The sequence below is a fragment of the Paludibaculum fermentans genome, assembly GCF_051172195.1.
GTDB classification, from domain to species: Bacteria; Acidobacteriota; Terriglobia; order Bryobacterales; family Bryobacteraceae; genus Paludibaculum; species Paludibaculum fermentans_A.
Window position 1 is genome coordinate 2865748 of sequence record NZ_JBPJAQ010000001.1, and the last position, 16270, is coordinate 2882017.

General features: G+C 61.4%; 15 protein-coding genes. 6 read left to right on the forward strand and 9 right to left on the reverse strand.

All coding sequences use genetic code 11. The annotated features are described in order from the left end of the window. The first annotated feature begins 24 nt into the window (after positions 1–24). From ACR9Y2_RS11740 to ACR9Y2_RS11750, 3 genes are read left to right on the forward strand one after another with little or no spacing between them, the layout of a single operon-like run. Positions 25–1218: a PQQ-dependent sugar dehydrogenase gene (locus ACR9Y2_RS11740; RefSeq protein ID WP_435041464.1), complete on the forward strand. Its 1194-nt coding sequence runs from the start codon at positions 25–27 to the stop codon at positions 1216–1218. Beyond that, complete coding sequence (locus ACR9Y2_RS11745) at positions 1194–1847, forward strand: hypothetical protein (RefSeq protein ID WP_435041465.1); 654 nt, start codon at positions 1194–1196, stop codon at positions 1845–1847. The genes ACR9Y2_RS11740 and ACR9Y2_RS11745 overlap by 25 nt, the downstream gene beginning before the upstream one ends. Then, a complete protein-coding gene (locus ACR9Y2_RS11750) occupies positions 1799–2758 on the forward strand; it encodes a hypothetical protein (protein ID WP_435041466.1) in 960 nt (319 codons plus the stop codon). The genes ACR9Y2_RS11745 and ACR9Y2_RS11750 overlap by 49 nt, the downstream gene beginning before the upstream one ends. On the opposite strand, the gene ACR9Y2_RS11755 is transcribed toward ACR9Y2_RS11750, so the two are convergent. Then, on the reverse strand, positions 2755–3111 hold the full coding sequence (locus tag ACR9Y2_RS11755; protein ID WP_435041467.1) for a cupin domain-containing protein: 357 nt from the start codon (positions 3109–3111) through the stop codon (positions 2755–2757). The two genes, ACR9Y2_RS11750 and ACR9Y2_RS11755, sit on opposite strands and share 4 nt — an antisense overlap. A gap of 58 nt (positions 3112–3169) precedes the next feature. On the opposite strand from ACR9Y2_RS11755, the gene ACR9Y2_RS11760 reads away from it, so the two are divergent. Further along, entirely contained in the window at positions 3170–3898 is a 729-nt protein-coding gene (locus ACR9Y2_RS11760) for a sugar phosphate nucleotidyltransferase (protein ID WP_435041468.1), read from the forward strand. A gap of 103 nt (positions 3899–4001) precedes the next feature. Further along, positions 4002–4433 (forward strand): PAAR domain-containing protein, encoded by a 432-nt coding sequence (locus ACR9Y2_RS11765; protein WP_435041469.1) that lies wholly within the window; start codon positions 4002–4004, stop codon positions 4431–4433. Between the two features lie 3 nt (positions 4434–4436). Here the strand turns inward: ACR9Y2_RS11765 and ACR9Y2_RS11770 are convergent, their stop codons facing one another. The 7 genes from ACR9Y2_RS11770 to ACR9Y2_RS11800 form a co-directional block, all read right to left on the reverse strand. Next, positions 4437–7175 (reverse strand): bifunctional acetate--CoA ligase family protein/GNAT family N-acetyltransferase, encoded by a 2739-nt coding sequence (locus ACR9Y2_RS11770; RefSeq protein WP_435041470.1) that lies wholly within the window; start codon positions 7173–7175, stop codon positions 4437–4439. A gap of 233 nt (positions 7176–7408) precedes the next feature. Continuing rightward, positions 7409–8206: a hypothetical protein gene (locus ACR9Y2_RS11775; protein ID WP_435041471.1), complete on the reverse strand. Its 798-nt coding sequence runs from the start codon at positions 8204–8206 to the stop codon at positions 7409–7411. A gap of 1 nt (position 8207) precedes the next feature. Further along, positions 8208–8804, reverse strand: coding sequence for a hypothetical protein (locus ACR9Y2_RS11780; protein ID WP_435041472.1), 597 nt, complete (start codon positions 8802–8804; stop codon positions 8208–8210). A 28-nt stretch (positions 8805–8832) separates the two neighbouring features. Next, entirely contained in the window at positions 8833–9225 is a 393-nt protein-coding gene (locus ACR9Y2_RS11785; protein WP_435041474.1) for a hypothetical protein, read from the reverse strand. An 83-nt stretch (positions 9226–9308) separates the two neighbouring features. Beyond that, complete coding sequence (locus ACR9Y2_RS11790) at positions 9309–10304, reverse strand: hypothetical protein (protein WP_435041475.1); 996 nt, start codon at positions 10302–10304, stop codon at positions 9309–9311. A gap of 139 nt (positions 10305–10443) precedes the next feature. Further along, entirely contained in the window at positions 10444–11001 is a 558-nt protein-coding gene (locus ACR9Y2_RS11795; RefSeq protein WP_435041476.1) for a CbrC family protein, read from the reverse strand. A 34-nt stretch (positions 11002–11035) separates the two neighbouring features. Further along, positions 11036–11974 carry a LysR substrate-binding domain-containing protein gene (locus tag ACR9Y2_RS11800; protein WP_435041477.1) on the reverse strand — a complete coding sequence of 313 codons (939 nt, stop codon included), beginning with the start codon at positions 11972–11974 and terminating at the stop codon, positions 11036–11038. A 72-nt stretch (positions 11975–12046) separates the two neighbouring features. Here ACR9Y2_RS11800 and ACR9Y2_RS11805 point away from each other — a divergent pair, with 72 nt between their 5' ends. Continuing rightward, positions 12047–12553 carry a GNAT family N-acetyltransferase gene (locus tag ACR9Y2_RS11805; protein WP_435041478.1) on the forward strand — a complete coding sequence of 169 codons (507 nt, stop codon included), beginning with the start codon at positions 12047–12049 and terminating at the stop codon, positions 12551–12553. Position 12554: 1 nt separating this feature from the next. Here the strand turns inward: ACR9Y2_RS11805 and ACR9Y2_RS11810 are convergent, their stop codons facing one another. Continuing rightward, on the reverse strand, positions 12555–16163 hold the full coding sequence (locus tag ACR9Y2_RS11810) for a two-component regulator propeller domain-containing protein (RefSeq protein WP_435041480.1): 3609 nt from the start codon (positions 16161–16163) through the stop codon (positions 12555–12557). Positions 16164–16270: the final 107 nt, after the last annotated feature.

Here is a 16270-nt window from a genome sequence, read left to right on the forward strand (position 1 = left end):
AGATCGCCCTGTAGAATGGCAGAGATGCAATTTCCCGCTCTTTTGATGATTGCGGTGGCGGCACTGGGAACCACCGCTGTCGCCTCTGACCCCCCCAAGCTGCCCGCCCCTTACCAGACCCCCTCCGCCAGCAACGGCCCGAAGGTTGTAAAACAGCCGGACGGCGTCTCTTTGAAGGTGCCTGCCGGGTTTCACGTCACCGAGTTTGCCTCCGGCTTCTCCAAGCCGCGTTATTTGCTGACAGGACCCGCTGGCGAGATCCTCGTCTCCGACAGCGCGGCCAAGGGCGCGGTCTATGCCCTCACCGATCGAAACAAAGACGGCAGGATCAGCGACGACGAGAAGAAGAAACTGGTTGGCGACCTGGATCGCCCCTACGGCCTCGCCATCTGGAAGGGCTACCTCTACATCGCCGAAGCCACTTCAATCAAGCGCTACAAGTACGATTCCGCCAAGCAGGAGTTGGCTGCCGGTGAGGAGATCATCCCGCTGAAGGGCGAGGGCCAGGGCCATTGGACACGCACCCTGTTGTTCGATAAGAAGGGCGAGTCGCTCTATATGGGCATCGGGTCCCGCTCGAATATCACGCCGGGCGATCCGGAGTACCGCGCCGCCATCCTCCGCTACAATCCGGATGGAACCCAGCGCGAAGTCATCGCCGGCGGCATTCGCAATCCTGTGGGCATGGATTGGAATCCCTCTTCCGGTAAGTTGTGGGCCTCGATCCAGGAGCGTGATGGACTGGGCGACGATCTCGTGCCCGACTACTTCACCTCCATTCAGCCCGGCGCCTACTACGGTTGGCCCTACGCCTATATCGGACCCAACGAGGAGCCCCGCAACAAGGGTCAACGGCCCGATCTCGTGGCGAAGACCATTGTGCCCGATGTCATTCTTAGCCCGTCGCACGTCGCTGTTCTGGACGCGCGTTTCTACACGGGCAAGCAATTCCCGAAGAAGTACCAGGGCGGCGCCTTCCTCGCGTTCCACGGTTCATCCAACCGCGCATCGCGTGCCGGCTACTCCGTCGTCTTCATACCTTTCAAGAACGGCAAACCGTCGGGACCGCAGGAGGATTTCCTCAGTGGTTTCATGTCCGACCCCAACTCCAAAGAGGTTTGGGGCCGCCCCGTCGGCGTGCTTCCGGCAAAGGATGGTAGCCTCCTGGTCTCCGAGGATGGAGGCAATAAGCTTTGGAAAATCACTTACGCAAAATAATCGTCCTGCTGTCCCTGTTTGGAGCGGTTGCCTTACTGGCCGCCGCTCCGAAACGGCCTTTTTCGCACAAGTATCACCTCACGCAGGTCGCGTCCTGCGAGAACTGCCACACCACCGCCACCACGTCGACCAAGGCGGAAGACAACAACCTGCCCGATAAGAGCGCCTGCGCCACCTGCCACGACGAGGTGGAGATCAGCGAACCGCGCCCCATCGGCGTCCAGAAGTTCAATCACGCGAAGCACGTGCCTATGGGCAGCATCGCCCCAGTTGTCGCTGCCGCCGTGAAGAGCGGAACATACGTCGGATCCCATCCGCCCACCACCGCCGAACTCGCCGTTGCCAAGGACGCCTGCACCGGCTGCCACCGCGGCATCGCCGAGAGCGAGAATGTTCCGCACGACAAGATTGTGAAGGCGCACTACCCGCAGATGTCCGATTGCCTCGTCTGCCACAACAAGATCAACCCGCCCGAATCCTGTGAGAAGTGCCACGTAGCCAAGGTGCCGAACTTCCGGCCCACATCGCATACAGCTGAGTTCGGCGATAAGCACTCAAGTAAAGAGATGGCCAAAATGGAGTGTGCCTCCTGCCACGGACGAAAGTTCACCTGCAAGGGCTGCCACTAGTCCTGCTCCTCCTCACGCCGCTCCAGGCCCAAATCCGGGGCGGCGCGCTGGTGGCCCATCCTAAGCCGGCGCTCCTCACCTGGGGCTCAAAGCTTCAGTTGTGGCCCCTCGACGGAGGCGCGCCCAGGACGCTTCAGAACCAGGCTGATTACGGCCCGGGCGGTTGCGTGGCCGATGTGGATGGGGATGGACGGGACGACCTCCTCGTTCAGCAGCATCCCGGCTCCTCACCGCTCGTTCTCCTCAAAGCCCCCTCCTGGCGGCCTAGCATTGTCGAGAAGGAGACCGATTTCCACGATTGCCTGGAGTTCACCCTGGCCGGCCGCCGCGGTGTACTCGTCCCCCACTTCAATTCACAGCTCCGCTTCTATCTCTTCCCCACCTTCGAGTACAAGGAGATCTATTCCATCTATACCGCCTCGCAGCAGGGCGGCATGCTGGTTCATGATGTCGACCACGATGGCTTGCCTGATCTTTTCCTGGGCAACTACTGGGTGCGCAATCCAGGCCAACTTGACGTCGACTGGCGCATCTTCGCGGTCAATATCTTCCACGACACGCCCAAAGCCGCTCTCGCTGCGCTCGGAATGTGGAAGGACGACTGGCTATTCTGGGCCGAGACAACCGCCAAAAACGCCCGCATCGTCGCCTACGAACCTCCGCCGGACCGCAAACAGCTCTGGATCGAGCATCGCCTGGAACCCCTCGACGAACCGCGAGCCGTCCTGGTCCATCCACAGGGCGTCTTCATCGGTCATGCCGATGGCGTGGTGCTGGAGTCCCTCGAAGGCTCATCCTGGCGTCGTAGCACCATCGCCAGGGGCATTCGTGTATTGAAGCTCTTCAACGACCGCGACAACGTCATCGCCCTCACGCCCGAGGGGCCCCGCTGGGTCTTTCCCTTGCGTTAACCTTTGCCGCCGCGCAGGTAGGCGTCGTCGCCGGAGATCCAATCCTCGCGGCGCGGAGTGAACAGGTCGATCGCGACGCTGTCCTCCAGCACTTCCACCCCATGCGTCTCATGCGGAGCCAACGTCAGCACCTGCCCCGCCGAAACCAGGACGGGCCCGTCTTTGAGTAAGAACCGCAGGCACCCGCTCTGCACCGTCGTAATCTGCTCATTGTGGTGCGAGTGCACCGGCACAACGGCTCCGGCTTTCATTTCCAGTCGTGATACCGTCATGAGCGGCGTGTGAATCACCTGACGCGTCAACAGCGGGGTCATTGCCTCACGCGCGATGCTGTTCCAGTCGAATAGGCTCACGGCTGGCTAGTGTATCATGGTGGCGATTAATGGTACTTAACCTACAGAGAAGCCCGGCATGAGGGGCGTCATCCTGGCTGGAGGCAAGGGCACCCGTCTCTTCCCTCTGACCAAAATCACCAACAAGCACCTGTTGCCCGTCTATGACGCGCCAATGATCTACTACCCTATACAAACATTGGTGAATGCCGGCATTCGCGACATTCTCATCGTGGCGGGCGGGAACTACGCCGGAGACTTCCTCCAATTGCTGGGCAACGGGCGCCAGTTTGGGCTCACCAGCCTGAACTATACCTACCAGGAGGGCGATGGCGGCATAGCCGACGCACTGGCCCTGGCCGAGCACTTCGCCGACGGTGACAAGATCTGCGTCATTCTTGGCGACAACATCATCGAGTTGGGTATTGATGCGGCCGTCAGCGAGTTCCACAAGCAGGAGTCCGGAGCCCGCATCCTGCTGAAGGAGGTACACGATCCGGAACGCTTTGGCGTCGCCGAAGTTCGTGGCGGCCATGTTGTCAACATCCAGGAGAAGCCCAAGCTCCCCAGGTCCAACTACGCCGTCACCGGCATTTATATGTACGACGCCTCGGTTTTCGCCAAAATCAGGACTCTCGATCCATCCTCCCGCGGCGAACTGGAAATCACCGACGTCAATAATGCCTATATCCAGGAAGGATCCCTGCGGTTCTCCTATCTCGATGGGTGGTGGACCGATGCCGGCACCTTCGACTCGTTATTGAGAGCCAGCAGCCTGGTATCGCAGAGCAAACACAAGGATGCCTGACCTGCTCTACTATGGGGTCAGCTGCTGTACCCGCGAAGCCTGGTGCCGTTGACTTGCCGCCGGTCGGCCGCTAGACTCCCTCATAAGGACGACACGATAGACCATGCCTGGGAAGCCTGCCGCTCGCATCGGAGACATGCACGTCTGCAACGCGATGAATCCTGGAATGCCGCCCACTCCGCACGTCGGCGGACCCATCATCCAAGGCGTTGAGACGGTCGTCACCGGCAATCAGAAGCAGTCCACTGTTACTCACAAATGCATCTGCCGCGGGCCCGAGGACGAAATCGCCGAAGGCGCGACCACCGTCCTGGTGAATAACCTGCCTGCCGCGCGCCTGGGCGACCACACCGTCCACGGCGGTGTGATTGTAGAGGGTGACGCAACGGTTCTCATCGGCAACGAAGGTGCACCTGGAGCCGCCAAACCCGGTAGCCCGAATCTGCCTGAACTACCCGGCCCCGGCAAGCTCATCAGTGGTTTACCGGGGGAGGTCCAGAAAGCCATCGGCCTGCCTCCCCCTACTGTTGCCTAGAACTTAGAGCTCCAGCCGGGCGCCCACCACCGGCTCGCCCGTATCCCGCTTCAGCTTGAAGCCAGCCCTTTCGCTGATCTTCTGCATTGCTGAGTTCTCTGCCAGGATGTCGGCGACAATCACCTTCACGCCTTCCGCCTTGCCGATCGAGATCAACCGGTTCAGCAACTCGCTGCCCAGGCCCTGCTTCTGGAAGTCATCCGAGATGACAATCGAGAACTCCGCCTCGGGTACGTCAACCAGTCCCTGCAGCCGGCCCACGCCAATGATGCCCGCCACGCCGGTCTTCGGATCGGTGCGCTCCACCGCCAGCGCCATCTGCCGCGCGTAGTCGATGTAGCAGATCCTCGTCAGCCGGTCATGCGCCGTCCGCTGGCTTAGGTTGAGCAGTTGCAGGTAGCGTTGATAGACCGTACGCTCGGAAAGCGACTCGTGGAATTTCACCATCGCCGGTTCATCCTCCGGCCGGATGGGCCGGATCGTGACCGTCTCGCCGTTCGGCATCGTCCACTGCCCCGCGTACTGAATGGGGTACGGGCGGATCGCCGGCTTCGGCAGGTCCTCTTCCTTCGTGTCCGGTTCGTGCAGTACGACTCTGGCATCCAAAGCCAGCAGCCGTTCCGGGGACGCCATCAGCGGATTGATGTCGAGCTCCTTGATCCAGGGCTGCTCCACCACAAGCCGGCTGAAGGCTACCAGCAATTGCTCCAGGCCCGGCAGGTCCACCGGAGCCCGGCCGCGCACGCCTTTCAGGGCTGTGTAGATCTTCGTCCGCTCCATCATTCGCCGCGCCAGTGTGGAATTCAGCGGAGGCAGCGCCAGCGCCCGGTCCTTGAATACTTCCACCAGTTGGCCACCCATGCCGAACAGCAGCACCGGGCCAAACTGCGGATCGATCGAGGAGCCCAGGATCACTTCATAGCCATCCAGCTTCGCGAACGGCTGGACATTCACGCCATTGAAGTGCTCCAGGCCCACCTTGGCCGCCACGGAATCCCTGATCGAGCGGAAAGCGCCCCGCACCGCATCAGCCGTCTTCAGGTTCAACTGCACGCCACCCACGTCGGTCTTGTGGGTAATCGTCAGCGAGTGCAGTTTCAGTACCACGGGGTAGCCCATGGATTCTGCCGCATCCGCGGCCTGGTCTTCCGTCGAGGCGATCCGCGAAGGCAAAGTCGGGATACCGTAAGCCGCCAGAACATCCTTCGACTCAAACTCGGTCAGGATGGTCCGGCCTTCTCCTCGCACCCTTTGAATGATGGCGCTGGCCGCGGCGGCATCCACTGAGCCGCCATCCTTGGCATAGCTCGGCGTTTCGTACAAGGCCTTCAGGTTGCTCGCGTAACGCCACATGTAGTTGAACATGCGCGCCGCCGTGTCCGGATACGGGAAGGTGGGAATGCCCGCCTGGTTCAGGATCTGCTCGCCGGCGGCCACATCGACGCCGCCCATCCAACTCGCGATCACCGGCTTGTCGCCCAGCTTCGCGTACGGTTTCAGCATCTGCGCCGTCTGCGTGGAATCCGTCATCGCCTGGGGCGTCAACACCACCAGCAGGCCGTCGCTGTTCGGATCCTTCGCCGCCACTTCCAGTGACTTCGCATACCGCTCCGGACCGGCGTCGCCAATGACATCGATCGGGTTGCCATGGCTCCACGACGCAGGCAGGAACTCGCTCAGTTCGCTAATCGTCTTTTCGGAGATCTCAGCCAGTTCGCCGCCGCCCAGCAGCAGCGAATCCGCCGCCAGCACGCCAGGGCCGCCTGCGTTCGTCAGGATCGTCAGCCTCGGGCCCTTGGGCCTCGGCTGCTTCGCCAGAACTTCGGCCATGTAGAACAGGTCCGAAATGTTCTTCACACGCAGCACTCCGCTGCGCTGGAACGCGATATCCAGTACATCATCCGATCCCGTCATCGAGCCCGTGTGCGACGCCGCGGCTTTCGAGCCCGCCGCCGTCCGACCGGCCTTGATCACGATAATCGGCTTCGTGTAGGCCACCTCGCGCGCCGCCGACAGGAACGACCGCGCATCGCCTACGCTCTCCATGTAAATCAGAATGGAGCGCGTCTTCGGGTCGTTGCCCAGATAGTAGATCAGGTCGCCCCAACCCACATCGGACATCGAGCCCAGCGACATGAACGCACTGAAACCAACCTGCTCCTTCAACGACCAGTCGAGGACCGCCGTGCAGAGAGCGCCGCTCTGGCTCAGGAAGCCCACACTGCCCGTCCGCGCCATGCCCGCTGCGAACGTGGCATTGACGCCCGAAGGCGGCACCATGATCCCCAGGCAGTTCGGCCCGATAATCCGGATACCCGCCGCGCGCGCATTGGCAAGCAGTTGCCGCTCCAACTCCTGGCCTTCCGGCCCGGCCTCTTTGAAACCGGCCGAAATCACCACCGCTGACTTCACGCCAATCTCGCCGCACTCGGCCACCAGGCCGGGAATCAGCTTCGACTGCGTCACGATCACGGCCAAATCCACTTCGGCCGGGATCTCCTTGACAGACTTGTACGACTTAATGCCCAACACGCTGTCCCGCTTGGGGTTAACGGGGAAGACGGCGCCTCCAAACGGCGTGCTGATCAGATTCCACAGAGTGGTGCGGCCTACGCTGCCCGGATTCTCTGTGGCGCCGATGACGGCTATATTCTTAGGTCGGAAGAAGGGGTCAAGCGGGTGCTCCGCATGACCTAGGAAATCGTGAGCGGACTTGAGGGCCTTGCCAGACGAGGGTTTCATTTCAATTAATCCGATCCGAAACGGCTTTAATAGGAGCTACACATCCATAATCCCTCCATAAGCTGTACAGGGCAAGACCCTAACTTGCGGGTCCAAGGCGGGCCGATCGAGAAAGTACTGTGATGTGAGTAAGATAGGCTGCCGGCCGCAAATGTCCGCACACCCCACGGCCATGTTAAATGTTGATGAAACTTTCAGGATTCACGCCGCGGGGAGCCCTCCGGTCCTGGAAACTACCTCAGTTGGCGCTGGATGTAGCGCCACACTTCCACCTCCGGGGGCCGGTGGGGGTAGCAATCCCTGCGCGACTCCCAGTCGTAGAAATTCCGGATCGCCTGCAGCATCTCCGCGTCGTTCGAATACTCCTGCTGCCCAGGCTCGTCTCCATAATCTACCCGAACAAAACTATGCCCGCTAAAGGAAAGGATCGACCCGCCTTCCTTGTGCGCCGTGCTGAACCTCTTGCCCCCGCGCAACGCGGCCAAAACCGCCTGCTGGAGAGCCTCAATCGCTTTCGGGTCTTCCTTGACCCGGGATTTTTTCTCCTCGCGCTCGAGGCTTTCCTGGACCTGCCGGTCGTACAGCGGCCTCAGTTCGTCTGCCCAACCGTTGCCGCCCGACCCGCACTGCAAGCGTAGCGTCCAGCATTCAAACGCCCGGTTCAAGTCCCGTTGGAACGCTTCCTCCTTCACCCACCTGCGAGGTGCAGCCATCTCCACCCACAGCGTGAACTGGTTCCGGTATTCCCGCGGGTCCGTCCACGGTTCGAACATGTAAGGCCGTCGCGGCGTTACGGCCTCAAACCGCAACCTCAATACGTGCTTTGTACCGCCCGTCTTCGACTCGCCAACGTAAGTGAGGCGTTCGGTCTGCTCCGGGTCCCGCACCAGCAGGGTCCCTGTCAGTTTCTCGATCTCGAATTTCACCTCATACGGGGTTCGGTCGTGCCAGAAGAACGCCTCCCGGTGATCGATCCACTCCCCCGTCTGCGTGTCGTCCGGCTCGACGAACTTGCTATTCCTGGTGTCCACGTCACTGCCGCTCATAGCGCATGGGCCGGTCGCCGCCCCAGTAGCGCAGGATGAGATCCTTGCCGTCGATGACCATCTTCTCGTCCTTGAACCGGACCGTCGTGATCGCCTCGCCGTTGATCTCGAAGTAGTATTCGTTTTGCGCTGGATCCAGGCGGAAGGGCCCGGCCTCCAATCCGTAGACGGGCACGGAAAACATCACCTCCCGAGCCCGCTCAGATCGCGGAAACAGAGCCGCTCCCTCGTTCGAGGTCTTGCTCTCCTTCACATCGTCCTCAGCTTTCACCGCCACCCGGATGTGCGGCACCGGTTGCCCGTTCGCCGCCTTCACCCAAACCCGGGAGAACTCCTCTTTGTTCGATTCGCCCTTCACCATCCGGAAGGGCGGCAGGACAGGCGCCTGCGTGTTCAGCACAACCACACCTTCCTGCCTCTTCCACGATCCTCTGGCCGAGTAGTCCGCCGCCCCGTAGGCCAGCATGTATTCAAAACGGCCATCCGGCTTCAACAGCAGTTCCGACCCCACCTCATGTGCGCCGCGCAGCACATAGTGCCCCGCCAAGTCCTGCGCCCGCATGGCAACGACAGGGAGAAGCATAATCAGCGCGAATCTCCTCAGCATGCCCTTACAGGCGCTGTTCCAGCAGTTGCCGGATCTCTCCGTCGCTGAACATCCCGCCTGCCCCCAGCGCGTACGCACAGTGCATTTCCAGCACCCCGCCATTGAAGGTGATCGCCATGGATTCCCGATCCTTCACATTCTTCAGCTTCACCTCCTTCAGGCCTTCCCTTACCGCCTGTTTGCCCATGTCATCCTGGCAGATCATGCGCAACGCCATGTTCAGGCGGTGGCACGAAATGTTATCCACGAAGTTCAGCGCCTGGCCGTCGTCCGCCATGCTCTCCCAGTCCACCTGGTAGGGGATCGGCGCTCCGCAGATCTCCTCGATCTCCTTCACCCGGCCAGGCAGCGTCACTTCCTGCATCTCTTTGATCTTCCGGCGTTCATTCAGTCCCATTTGTCATTACCTCTCAGTCATCTTTCCAACGTCTAATCCAGCGCGAAAGGTCCGTAAAATCGATCACGCCTCTCGCAAAATCCTCAGTGCGCGTGTGCCTTCAAAGTGGCGTCAATCTCGTCCGCCAGGTCGTTCAGGCCCTTCAGCGTTCGCAGATAGTCGCGCCAAGCCGTCAGCGCACCCGCCAGGTCGCCGCCGGCGTCTTCCAGTCGTGTCGCCGCTTGAAATAGAGGCGCCAGTTCGCGCCTCCGGTCATAAGGCGTGGAAGCGTCATCCAGAACCGGGCGCCACGCCGCCAGTTGCCGCTCCAGAAACAGGCCATAGTCAACGGCCAGCGACGCCGGCGGGTGTTCGTAGACATCCGCAATATAGTTGACCACCGAAGACTGCAGCGTAGGGTAGCCCAGGTATTCAACCAGCTTCGTGTTCAAGTCGGGGCGGTTTGCAATCAGCGCGCGGCAACGCTGCTTCTCCGTCTCGTTCTCCAGGTACATATAGCCGAAGTACTTCCACAGCTCCGCGTTCTCGCCCAAGGCATGAAACTCGTCGATCCTCGACTGTTCCCGCGCGCGAACCCGCTCCATGTCCGCGATGCTCTTCCTGTTCTCGCTCTGAACATACAACCCAATGCCCCAAAGCACCAGCGCCCATCCAGCCACACCGCCAGCACCCAGTACACCGGCGATCACGGTCTTCATCCCCGGCGACGGCTGGTTGCCGCCGTGCACCGCCAGAAATGCCCCTGCCACCAGGACCCAGGGCACCAGTGCCGCCAGTTTCTCCCACAATGAATCCGGGGTGGCCACCAGGAACCACATCGTCACCATCGCCGCGATACAGATGCCGGCCGCCATGCCCCAGGCCGTCAACCGGCCGCCCGGCACCCAGTCGAGCACGCCATTTCCCGCCAGCTTCACCAGCACGCCGCCCAATAAGAAGAGAGGCGGCACCAGCAGCAGCCATGCCCCAACAGGACCCTCCGGCCCGCTCGGCTGGTTTCGCAGGTAGACCATCAGTCCGAGAAAACCGAGCGTGGCGGCCAGCGCAAAGTCGAGGAAAACTACCGTCGTATTCGTCATCCATCCCTACCAGCGCCGTCCCGCGGCGATTCCGATCATGGATTGCTGTTGTTACGACCGCTTCGCCACCGCCGCCACCGCGTCGAACCGCAAGCAGCCCCACGCAAACTCGCACAGCGTCATGGCCGTCGCCCGGCGCCTAAGTCTCGTCCACGTAAGCCAGATACTCGCGGCACTTACGGCACCTGAAAATGTAGGCCGTCGGCTGGTCGTCCTTGCTGAGCGCTGCCAGAAACTCCTTCAACTCCGCGCCCGAAAGGTCGAAGTCTTCCTTCAGGTGCTGCCGCACCGCCGGCATCGCGTCCGGGAACTGCGTCTTCAGTTCCTTGCTTCCGGCCGCACCCAGAAATTCGGCGCCGTCGCCGCAGCAGACAAGCCACTGCGTCTCCTGCCAGCTATGGAAACCTGGGGTCCTTTGGGCGATCTCATCCCGCACTTCCTGGGATACCCCCTCCATCGTTCCGGAATCCGCGAACTCCGCCCCGAATTGCCGCGCAGCGGAGCCGTCGGCAATGCACCACGGGCACAGGCAGTGCGTCAGGTGGTGGAATTTCTCAGACGTCACCGGGCCGTCGTAAATGTACCCGCGAATCCGGTTACATGAGAGGCACGGGGCGTCTTCGTCGCGCACCACCACGCCGGTGGCTACAGGGTCCGGGTGGTACTTGAACTCCGGGAGTGTGGCTGTTTGGTCCATCAACCTGATCTGCGAAATCGGTCATCAGAATCGCTCATGGCATCGGAAATTCTTCCACGGCGCCGGCCGCCGGCTCAGAGAACCCTTCCAGCACAAGACGGCGAAATCCGCCCACCAGCGGGTTGCTCGCGTCCCGCCGGTAAACCAGGTCCAGGTGTGTGGCGCCGCCCTGGGGCGTCAGCTTCAGGCACCTCACATCCGCATGTGCGATGCCCGCCACTGAGGCCGGGGCCACCGTCACTCCCAGCCCTGCGCCCACCAACCGCAGCACCGTCAACCACTGCTCCGCCTCCTGGACAATATTGGGCCGAAAGCCGAACCGGGTACAGTTCTCCATCGTCCGGTCCCACGCCTTCTGCCCGGCTGAGCGTTCAAAGAAGACAAACGGCTCGTCCTTCAATTCAGCCCAGGACGCCGTCTCCTGCTTGGCCAGGCGGTGAGTCTTCGGCACCGCCAGAATGAAAGGCTCGATCACCACAGGCTCCACTTGCAGCCAATCCTCGGCTCCGGCGTCCCGCGCCAGTCCTGCGTCCACCAGTCCATTCCGCAGGGCATCGACCAATTGCTGCGTATGGAACTCGTGCAGCCGTAACTGCACTTTCGGGTACACCGCGCGGTAGCGTCCCAGCACCGCCGGCAGCCTGCTCAGAATCGCTGATTCGACGAAGCCCACCGTCAGTGACCCAACCTCGCCCCGGCCTGTGCGCTGCACCGCCTCGACATCCTCCCGCACCTTCGCCAGCGTTCGGCGCGCCCGTTCCATCAGCACCTGGCCCGCCGGCGTCAACTCCACTGATCGGGACGTGCGTACAAATAGCGCATGCCCCAGCATCCGCTCCAGTTGCCTGATCTGCTGCGACAACGGCGGCTGTGCCATATGCAGCCGTTTGGCTGCCTGGCCAAAATGAAGGTCCTCCGCCACCGCCAGGAAGTAGCGCAAGTGGCGCAGTTCGATCTCTTCATTGATATCCATAACGTCTCAATTCGTATGAACAGTATATTGGACGTTCTGATTGATTCTGTCTAGATTGAAATCAGGACTCTTATGGACACTACTCCAGATGCTGTCTTCATTCGCCCCTTTCGGCCCGGCGACGAGAAAGCTTTCCGTGAGCTGAACGAAGCCTGGATCGCCGCTCTCTTCACCATTGAGGACAAGGATCGTGAAGTGCTGGATCACCCTGTGGAGGAGATCCTGAATCCGGGCGGACACATTCTGATGGCCTTGTCCGGCGGACGCGCGGTGGGTTGCGGAGCTCTGCTGGCCATGCCTGGCTGCGCTTACGAGGTGGCCAAAATGGCCGTGGACGAAACCCTGCGCGGGCAGGGCATAGGTCGCAAGCTATTGATGGCGTTGATAGAACACGCCAAGCAACTGGGCGCTACACGCCTCTTCCTGGAAACCAACCACCGGCTTGTCAATGCCATCCACCTGTACGAAAGCTGCGGGTTTGTTCACCTGCCGGCCGACCGTGTGAAGCCGTCGCCCTATGTCCGTTCCGACGTCAGCATGGAGATGCTGTTGCCCTCCGGCGAAGCCCTGTTGCGCTAAGTCAGCTCAAACGTATCGCGTCGACCGCCGCCGCCGTCTGCTGCTTCTTGCGGTCCTGTAGGCTGTCGATCACCTCGGCCAACTTCTTGGGATTGATCGGCTTAGGCAGGTACGCATCCATGCCAGCCGCCAGGCAACGCTCCGCATCGCCTTCCATCGCGTGGGCCGTCAGTGCGATCACCGGCAGATGCCGTCCGCTGCCGGACTCGCGCGCGCGGATCGCTGCCACCGCCGACAGGCCATCCATGGTCGGCATTTGCACATCCATGAGCACCAGGTCGTAGGGTTTGATCTCAACGCTGTCCACAGCCTCCTGGCCGTCAGCCACCACATCCACCTGGCAGCCCAGTTTCTGCAGCAGGCTCACCGCCACGCGCTGGTTGATTTTGTTGTCCTCGGCCAGCAGGATCGCGAGCGGAACCAAACCATGCGGTTCAGCCTTGGGCTGCTCCACTGCCGGCTCTGCCGCAGCCACACCTCTCTGGACGCTGAGCGTGAAGTTGAAAACACTGCCCTGTCCGGGCACACTCTCCATCCAGATGCGCCCCTTCAGGGCAGCCACCAGGCGTGCGGAAATTGCCAGGCCCAGTCCAGTGCCGCCAAACTGACGGGTGGTGGAATTGTCGGCCTGCCGGAACGGCTCGAAGATCATCGACTGCTTTTCCGGTGATACGCCGATTCCGGTATCGCGCACGGCGAACTTCAACACCAGGTCATGCCCGTCCACACTCTCCACGCCCGCCATCACCTTCACAGATCCTTTTGAAGTGAACTTGATCGCGTTTCCAACAAGGTTGAGGAGAATCTGCCTCAGCCGCACCGGGTCGCCCACGACAGAGTCCGGCACCTCGGGTGACAGGTCGAAACTCAACTCCAACCCCTTCGCCGCCGCCCGCGGAGCCAGCACGCCCAGCGAATCCTCCACCAGTCGCTTCAACCGGAATGGTGTGGATTCCACCGTCAGATGACCGGCATCGATTTTCGAGAAGTCCAGGACATCATTCAATACATGCAGTAGCGCCTCGGCCGATTCCTCCGTTAGGCGAAGGTACTCCTGCTGCTCCTTGCTCAACGGCGTCTGTAACGCCAGTCCGACCAGGCCTAGGATCCCGTTCATCGGAGTACGGATTTCGTGACTCAGATTGGCGACAAACTCACTGCGCGCCTGGCTGGCATCCTCTGCCAGTGTCCGTGCGATCTCGAGTTCGCCAATGAGGGTGCTCAGTTCTTTGTTTGCTTCCTCCAGCCGCGAGGTGCGCTCCACTACCCGCGACTCCAGTTCCTGGTTGACGACGGTCAGATTCTTCATCCGCCGGTTGTGCAGCAGCCAGGCGCAGGCACATCCCGCGGCGAGTAGGGCCAGCAGGAACGACCTCGTCTGGTAGAAGTGGGGGTGCAGCGTCACTTCCAACGTCGCGCCGCTTTCATTCCACACTCCGTCATTGTTGGCGGCAATCACCTGGAACTTATAGGAACCCGGCGCCAGATTCGTGTACATGGCGGAGCGGCGAGTACCCGCCTCGACCCAATCCTGGTCGTAGGGCAGCAGCCGGTAGCGAAACTTCACTTTGTCCGGAGCCACCAGGCTCAACGCCGTATATTGAATCTCCAGGTTGCGGCTTCCCGCCGGCAGATCGACCTCGCTGGTTGGCGCGTAGTCCTTCCCGTCCGCATGGAACCGCTCCACCTGGACCGGGGGCGCCAGAGGGTTCGACACAATCAGGCTGGGCTGCACCATGGCCAGACCCTTCATCGTTGGAAACCACAGCCGCCCATCGTGGGCGATGTCCCCCGCGGGTTGGCCCCCATTGCACTCGCGGCTGATGAGCCCGTCTGCAATGCCATACGCGATCGATTTGATCCGCGTCTGCTTGCCGTCAATGACGTCGTTCAACTGGCTCTTGCTCAGCCGGAAGATCCCGGTGCTCGAAGAGACCCAGAACCCTCCTATGCGGTCTTCGAGAATCTGGAAGACTGTCTTGGCCGGAAATCCCGCGGATTCGGGCACTGACGTGAACTTCCCATCGCGCAAGCGGGTCAGCCCGCCGTCAAAGGTGCCGATCCACATCGTGCCGTCCGGATCGTCCCGCATGGAAAAAATGAACTCGCCGGACAGGCCGTCGCTCTTGTGGAAATTGCGGAATCCGCCTTTCGACCTGAGACTCAAGCCCTCCCGTGTGCCGATCCAGATCTGACCCTTCCGGTCTTCGTGAACAATGCGGATGTGCTCCGAGGGCAAACCGTCAGCTTTGTTGTAGATGCGGGTTTTTCCGTCCTTCAGTACCGCCAGCCCGCCGCTGATCGTGGCCACCCATACCGCACCCTGGCTGTCCTCTTTCACCGAAAGCACCGGATTGCCCGGCAGGCCATCCTTCCGCCCGTAGCTCCGGCGCCCCTGCTTCGTGAAATGGGTGATCGTTCCGTCGTAGAATCCGGCCCAGATTCCACCATGACGGTCTTCCCCCAGGGCCCACGCATCGTCCGAGGTCATCCCGTTCTTGCGGCTGAAACTCTCCAGCACCTGCCCGGAAGCGGTCATGTGTGCCAACCCGCCCCCGTTCAAACCAACCCACATCGTGCCGTCCCGCGCGGCCAGCACGGTCTGAATCTGGTTCCCCCGGAGGCCGTCTCCCGTGGTGAGTGTGTGGAAGGGAACGGATCTCAGCCGCCCCAGTCCGCCGCCGCTGGCGCCGATCCAGAGCGAGCCTTCCCTGTCTTCATAAAGTGCCGTGATCGCCTGGCTGGCGGCCTTTCGCGGATTCTCGAAAGGTTCCGTCTTCTCATGCAGATACCGGACCAGCCCGCCGCCCAGCATGCCAATCCACAAGGCGCCGTCGCGATCCTGGAGGAACGACCAGATCACCTGCTCTTTCACCTTGCTGGCGTCCAGGCCTTTGGGGAGTCCCTTCAGCAGCTTGCCATCGCGCGCGCAGACCAGGCCGGAGGCGGTGCCGATCCAGATTAAGCCGTCTTTGTCTTCATGGAAAGACAGGGCACGTTCGTCGGGCAGTCCGTCCTTCACGGTGAGTTGCTGAATCTGGCCGCCCGTATACAGGAACAAACCCGTATTCGTGCCGATCCACAGATTGCCCTTCCCGTCTTTCAGCAAGGCCCTGACTGTGCGATTCGCCGCCCCGACTGAGAGTAGTTTTCCGTCCTTCAACAGGAAAACCCCTTTGCCCACCGTCCCAATCCAGAGTTCCCCGCCGGGCGCCGCGAGCAGGTACCGAACCGATACCTGGTCGATTTCCGGCAGTGCTACCCGCTCCAGCCGCCCATCCTTCAACTTGAGCAGGCCTTTAGTTGTGCCTATCCAGATATTTCCGTCCGCATCAGGCTCCAGCCGCCATACCTGGTTCTCGGTCAGTGCGGGCGTGTTGGCGTGGTCAAAGACGTCAAATTTCTTGCCGTCAAAACGGACGAGACCGTAATACGTTGCCAGCCAGAGGTAGCCGTCCCTGCTCTGTGCGATGGAGTTGATGCTGTAGTGCGGCAGCCCTTCCGCTTCTTCCCAGGCTTCAAACCGGTACTCACCAACGGGTTTAGCGGGATCCAGTGCCCAGGCACACGGGATCACCACGCTGGCCGCCCAGACCAATCTCAACCACATCTTGCCAACTGCCTGTAAGCGCACGAATCGACCCTGCTCTCAGTATCGGCAGGCCTGTCAAGAGTCTATACGCCAAAAGCCGCCCGCGTTCGCGCCGAAGGCACCGT

Excerpts from the sequence above, each read along its gene's own strand:
- ACR9Y2_RS11810 (WP_435041480.1), bottom strand. The coding sequence starts at position 16,163 with ATGTGGTTGAGATTGGTCTGGGCGGCCAGCGTGGTGATCCCGTGTGCC.
- ACR9Y2_RS11795 (WP_435041476.1), bottom strand. The coding sequence starts at position 11,001 with ATGGACCAAACAGCCACACTCCCGGAGTTCAAGTACCACCCGGACCCT.
- ACR9Y2_RS11790 (WP_435041475.1), bottom strand. The coding sequence starts at position 10,304 with ATGACGAATACGACGGTAGTTTTCCTCGACTTTGCGCTGGCCGCCACG.
- ACR9Y2_RS11785 (WP_435041474.1), bottom strand. The coding sequence starts at position 9,225 with ATGGGACTGAATGAACGCCGGAAGATCAAAGAGATGCAGGAAGTGACG.
- ACR9Y2_RS11770 (WP_435041470.1), bottom strand. The coding sequence starts at position 7,175 with ATGAAACCCTCGTCTGGCAAGGCCCTCAAGTCCGCTCACGATTTCCTA.
- ACR9Y2_RS11740 (WP_435041464.1), top strand. The coding sequence starts at position 25 with ATGCAATTTCCCGCTCTTTTGATGATTGCGGTGGCGGCACTGGGAACC.
- ACR9Y2_RS11780 (WP_435041472.1), bottom strand. The coding sequence starts at position 8,804 with ATGCTTCTCCCTGTCGTTGCCATGCGGGCGCAGGACTTGGCGGGGCAC.
- ACR9Y2_RS11765 (WP_435041469.1), top strand. The coding sequence starts at position 4,002 with ATGCCTGGGAAGCCTGCCGCTCGCATCGGAGACATGCACGTCTGCAAC.
- ACR9Y2_RS11800 (WP_435041477.1), bottom strand. The coding sequence starts at position 11,974 with ATGGATATCAATGAAGAGATCGAACTGCGCCACTTGCGCTACTTCCTG.
- ACR9Y2_RS11805 (WP_435041478.1), top strand. The coding sequence starts at position 12,047 with ATGGACACTACTCCAGATGCTGTCTTCATTCGCCCCTTTCGGCCCGGC.
- ACR9Y2_RS11760 (WP_435041468.1), top strand. The coding sequence starts at position 3,170 with ATGAGGGGCGTCATCCTGGCTGGAGGCAAGGGCACCCGTCTCTTCCCT.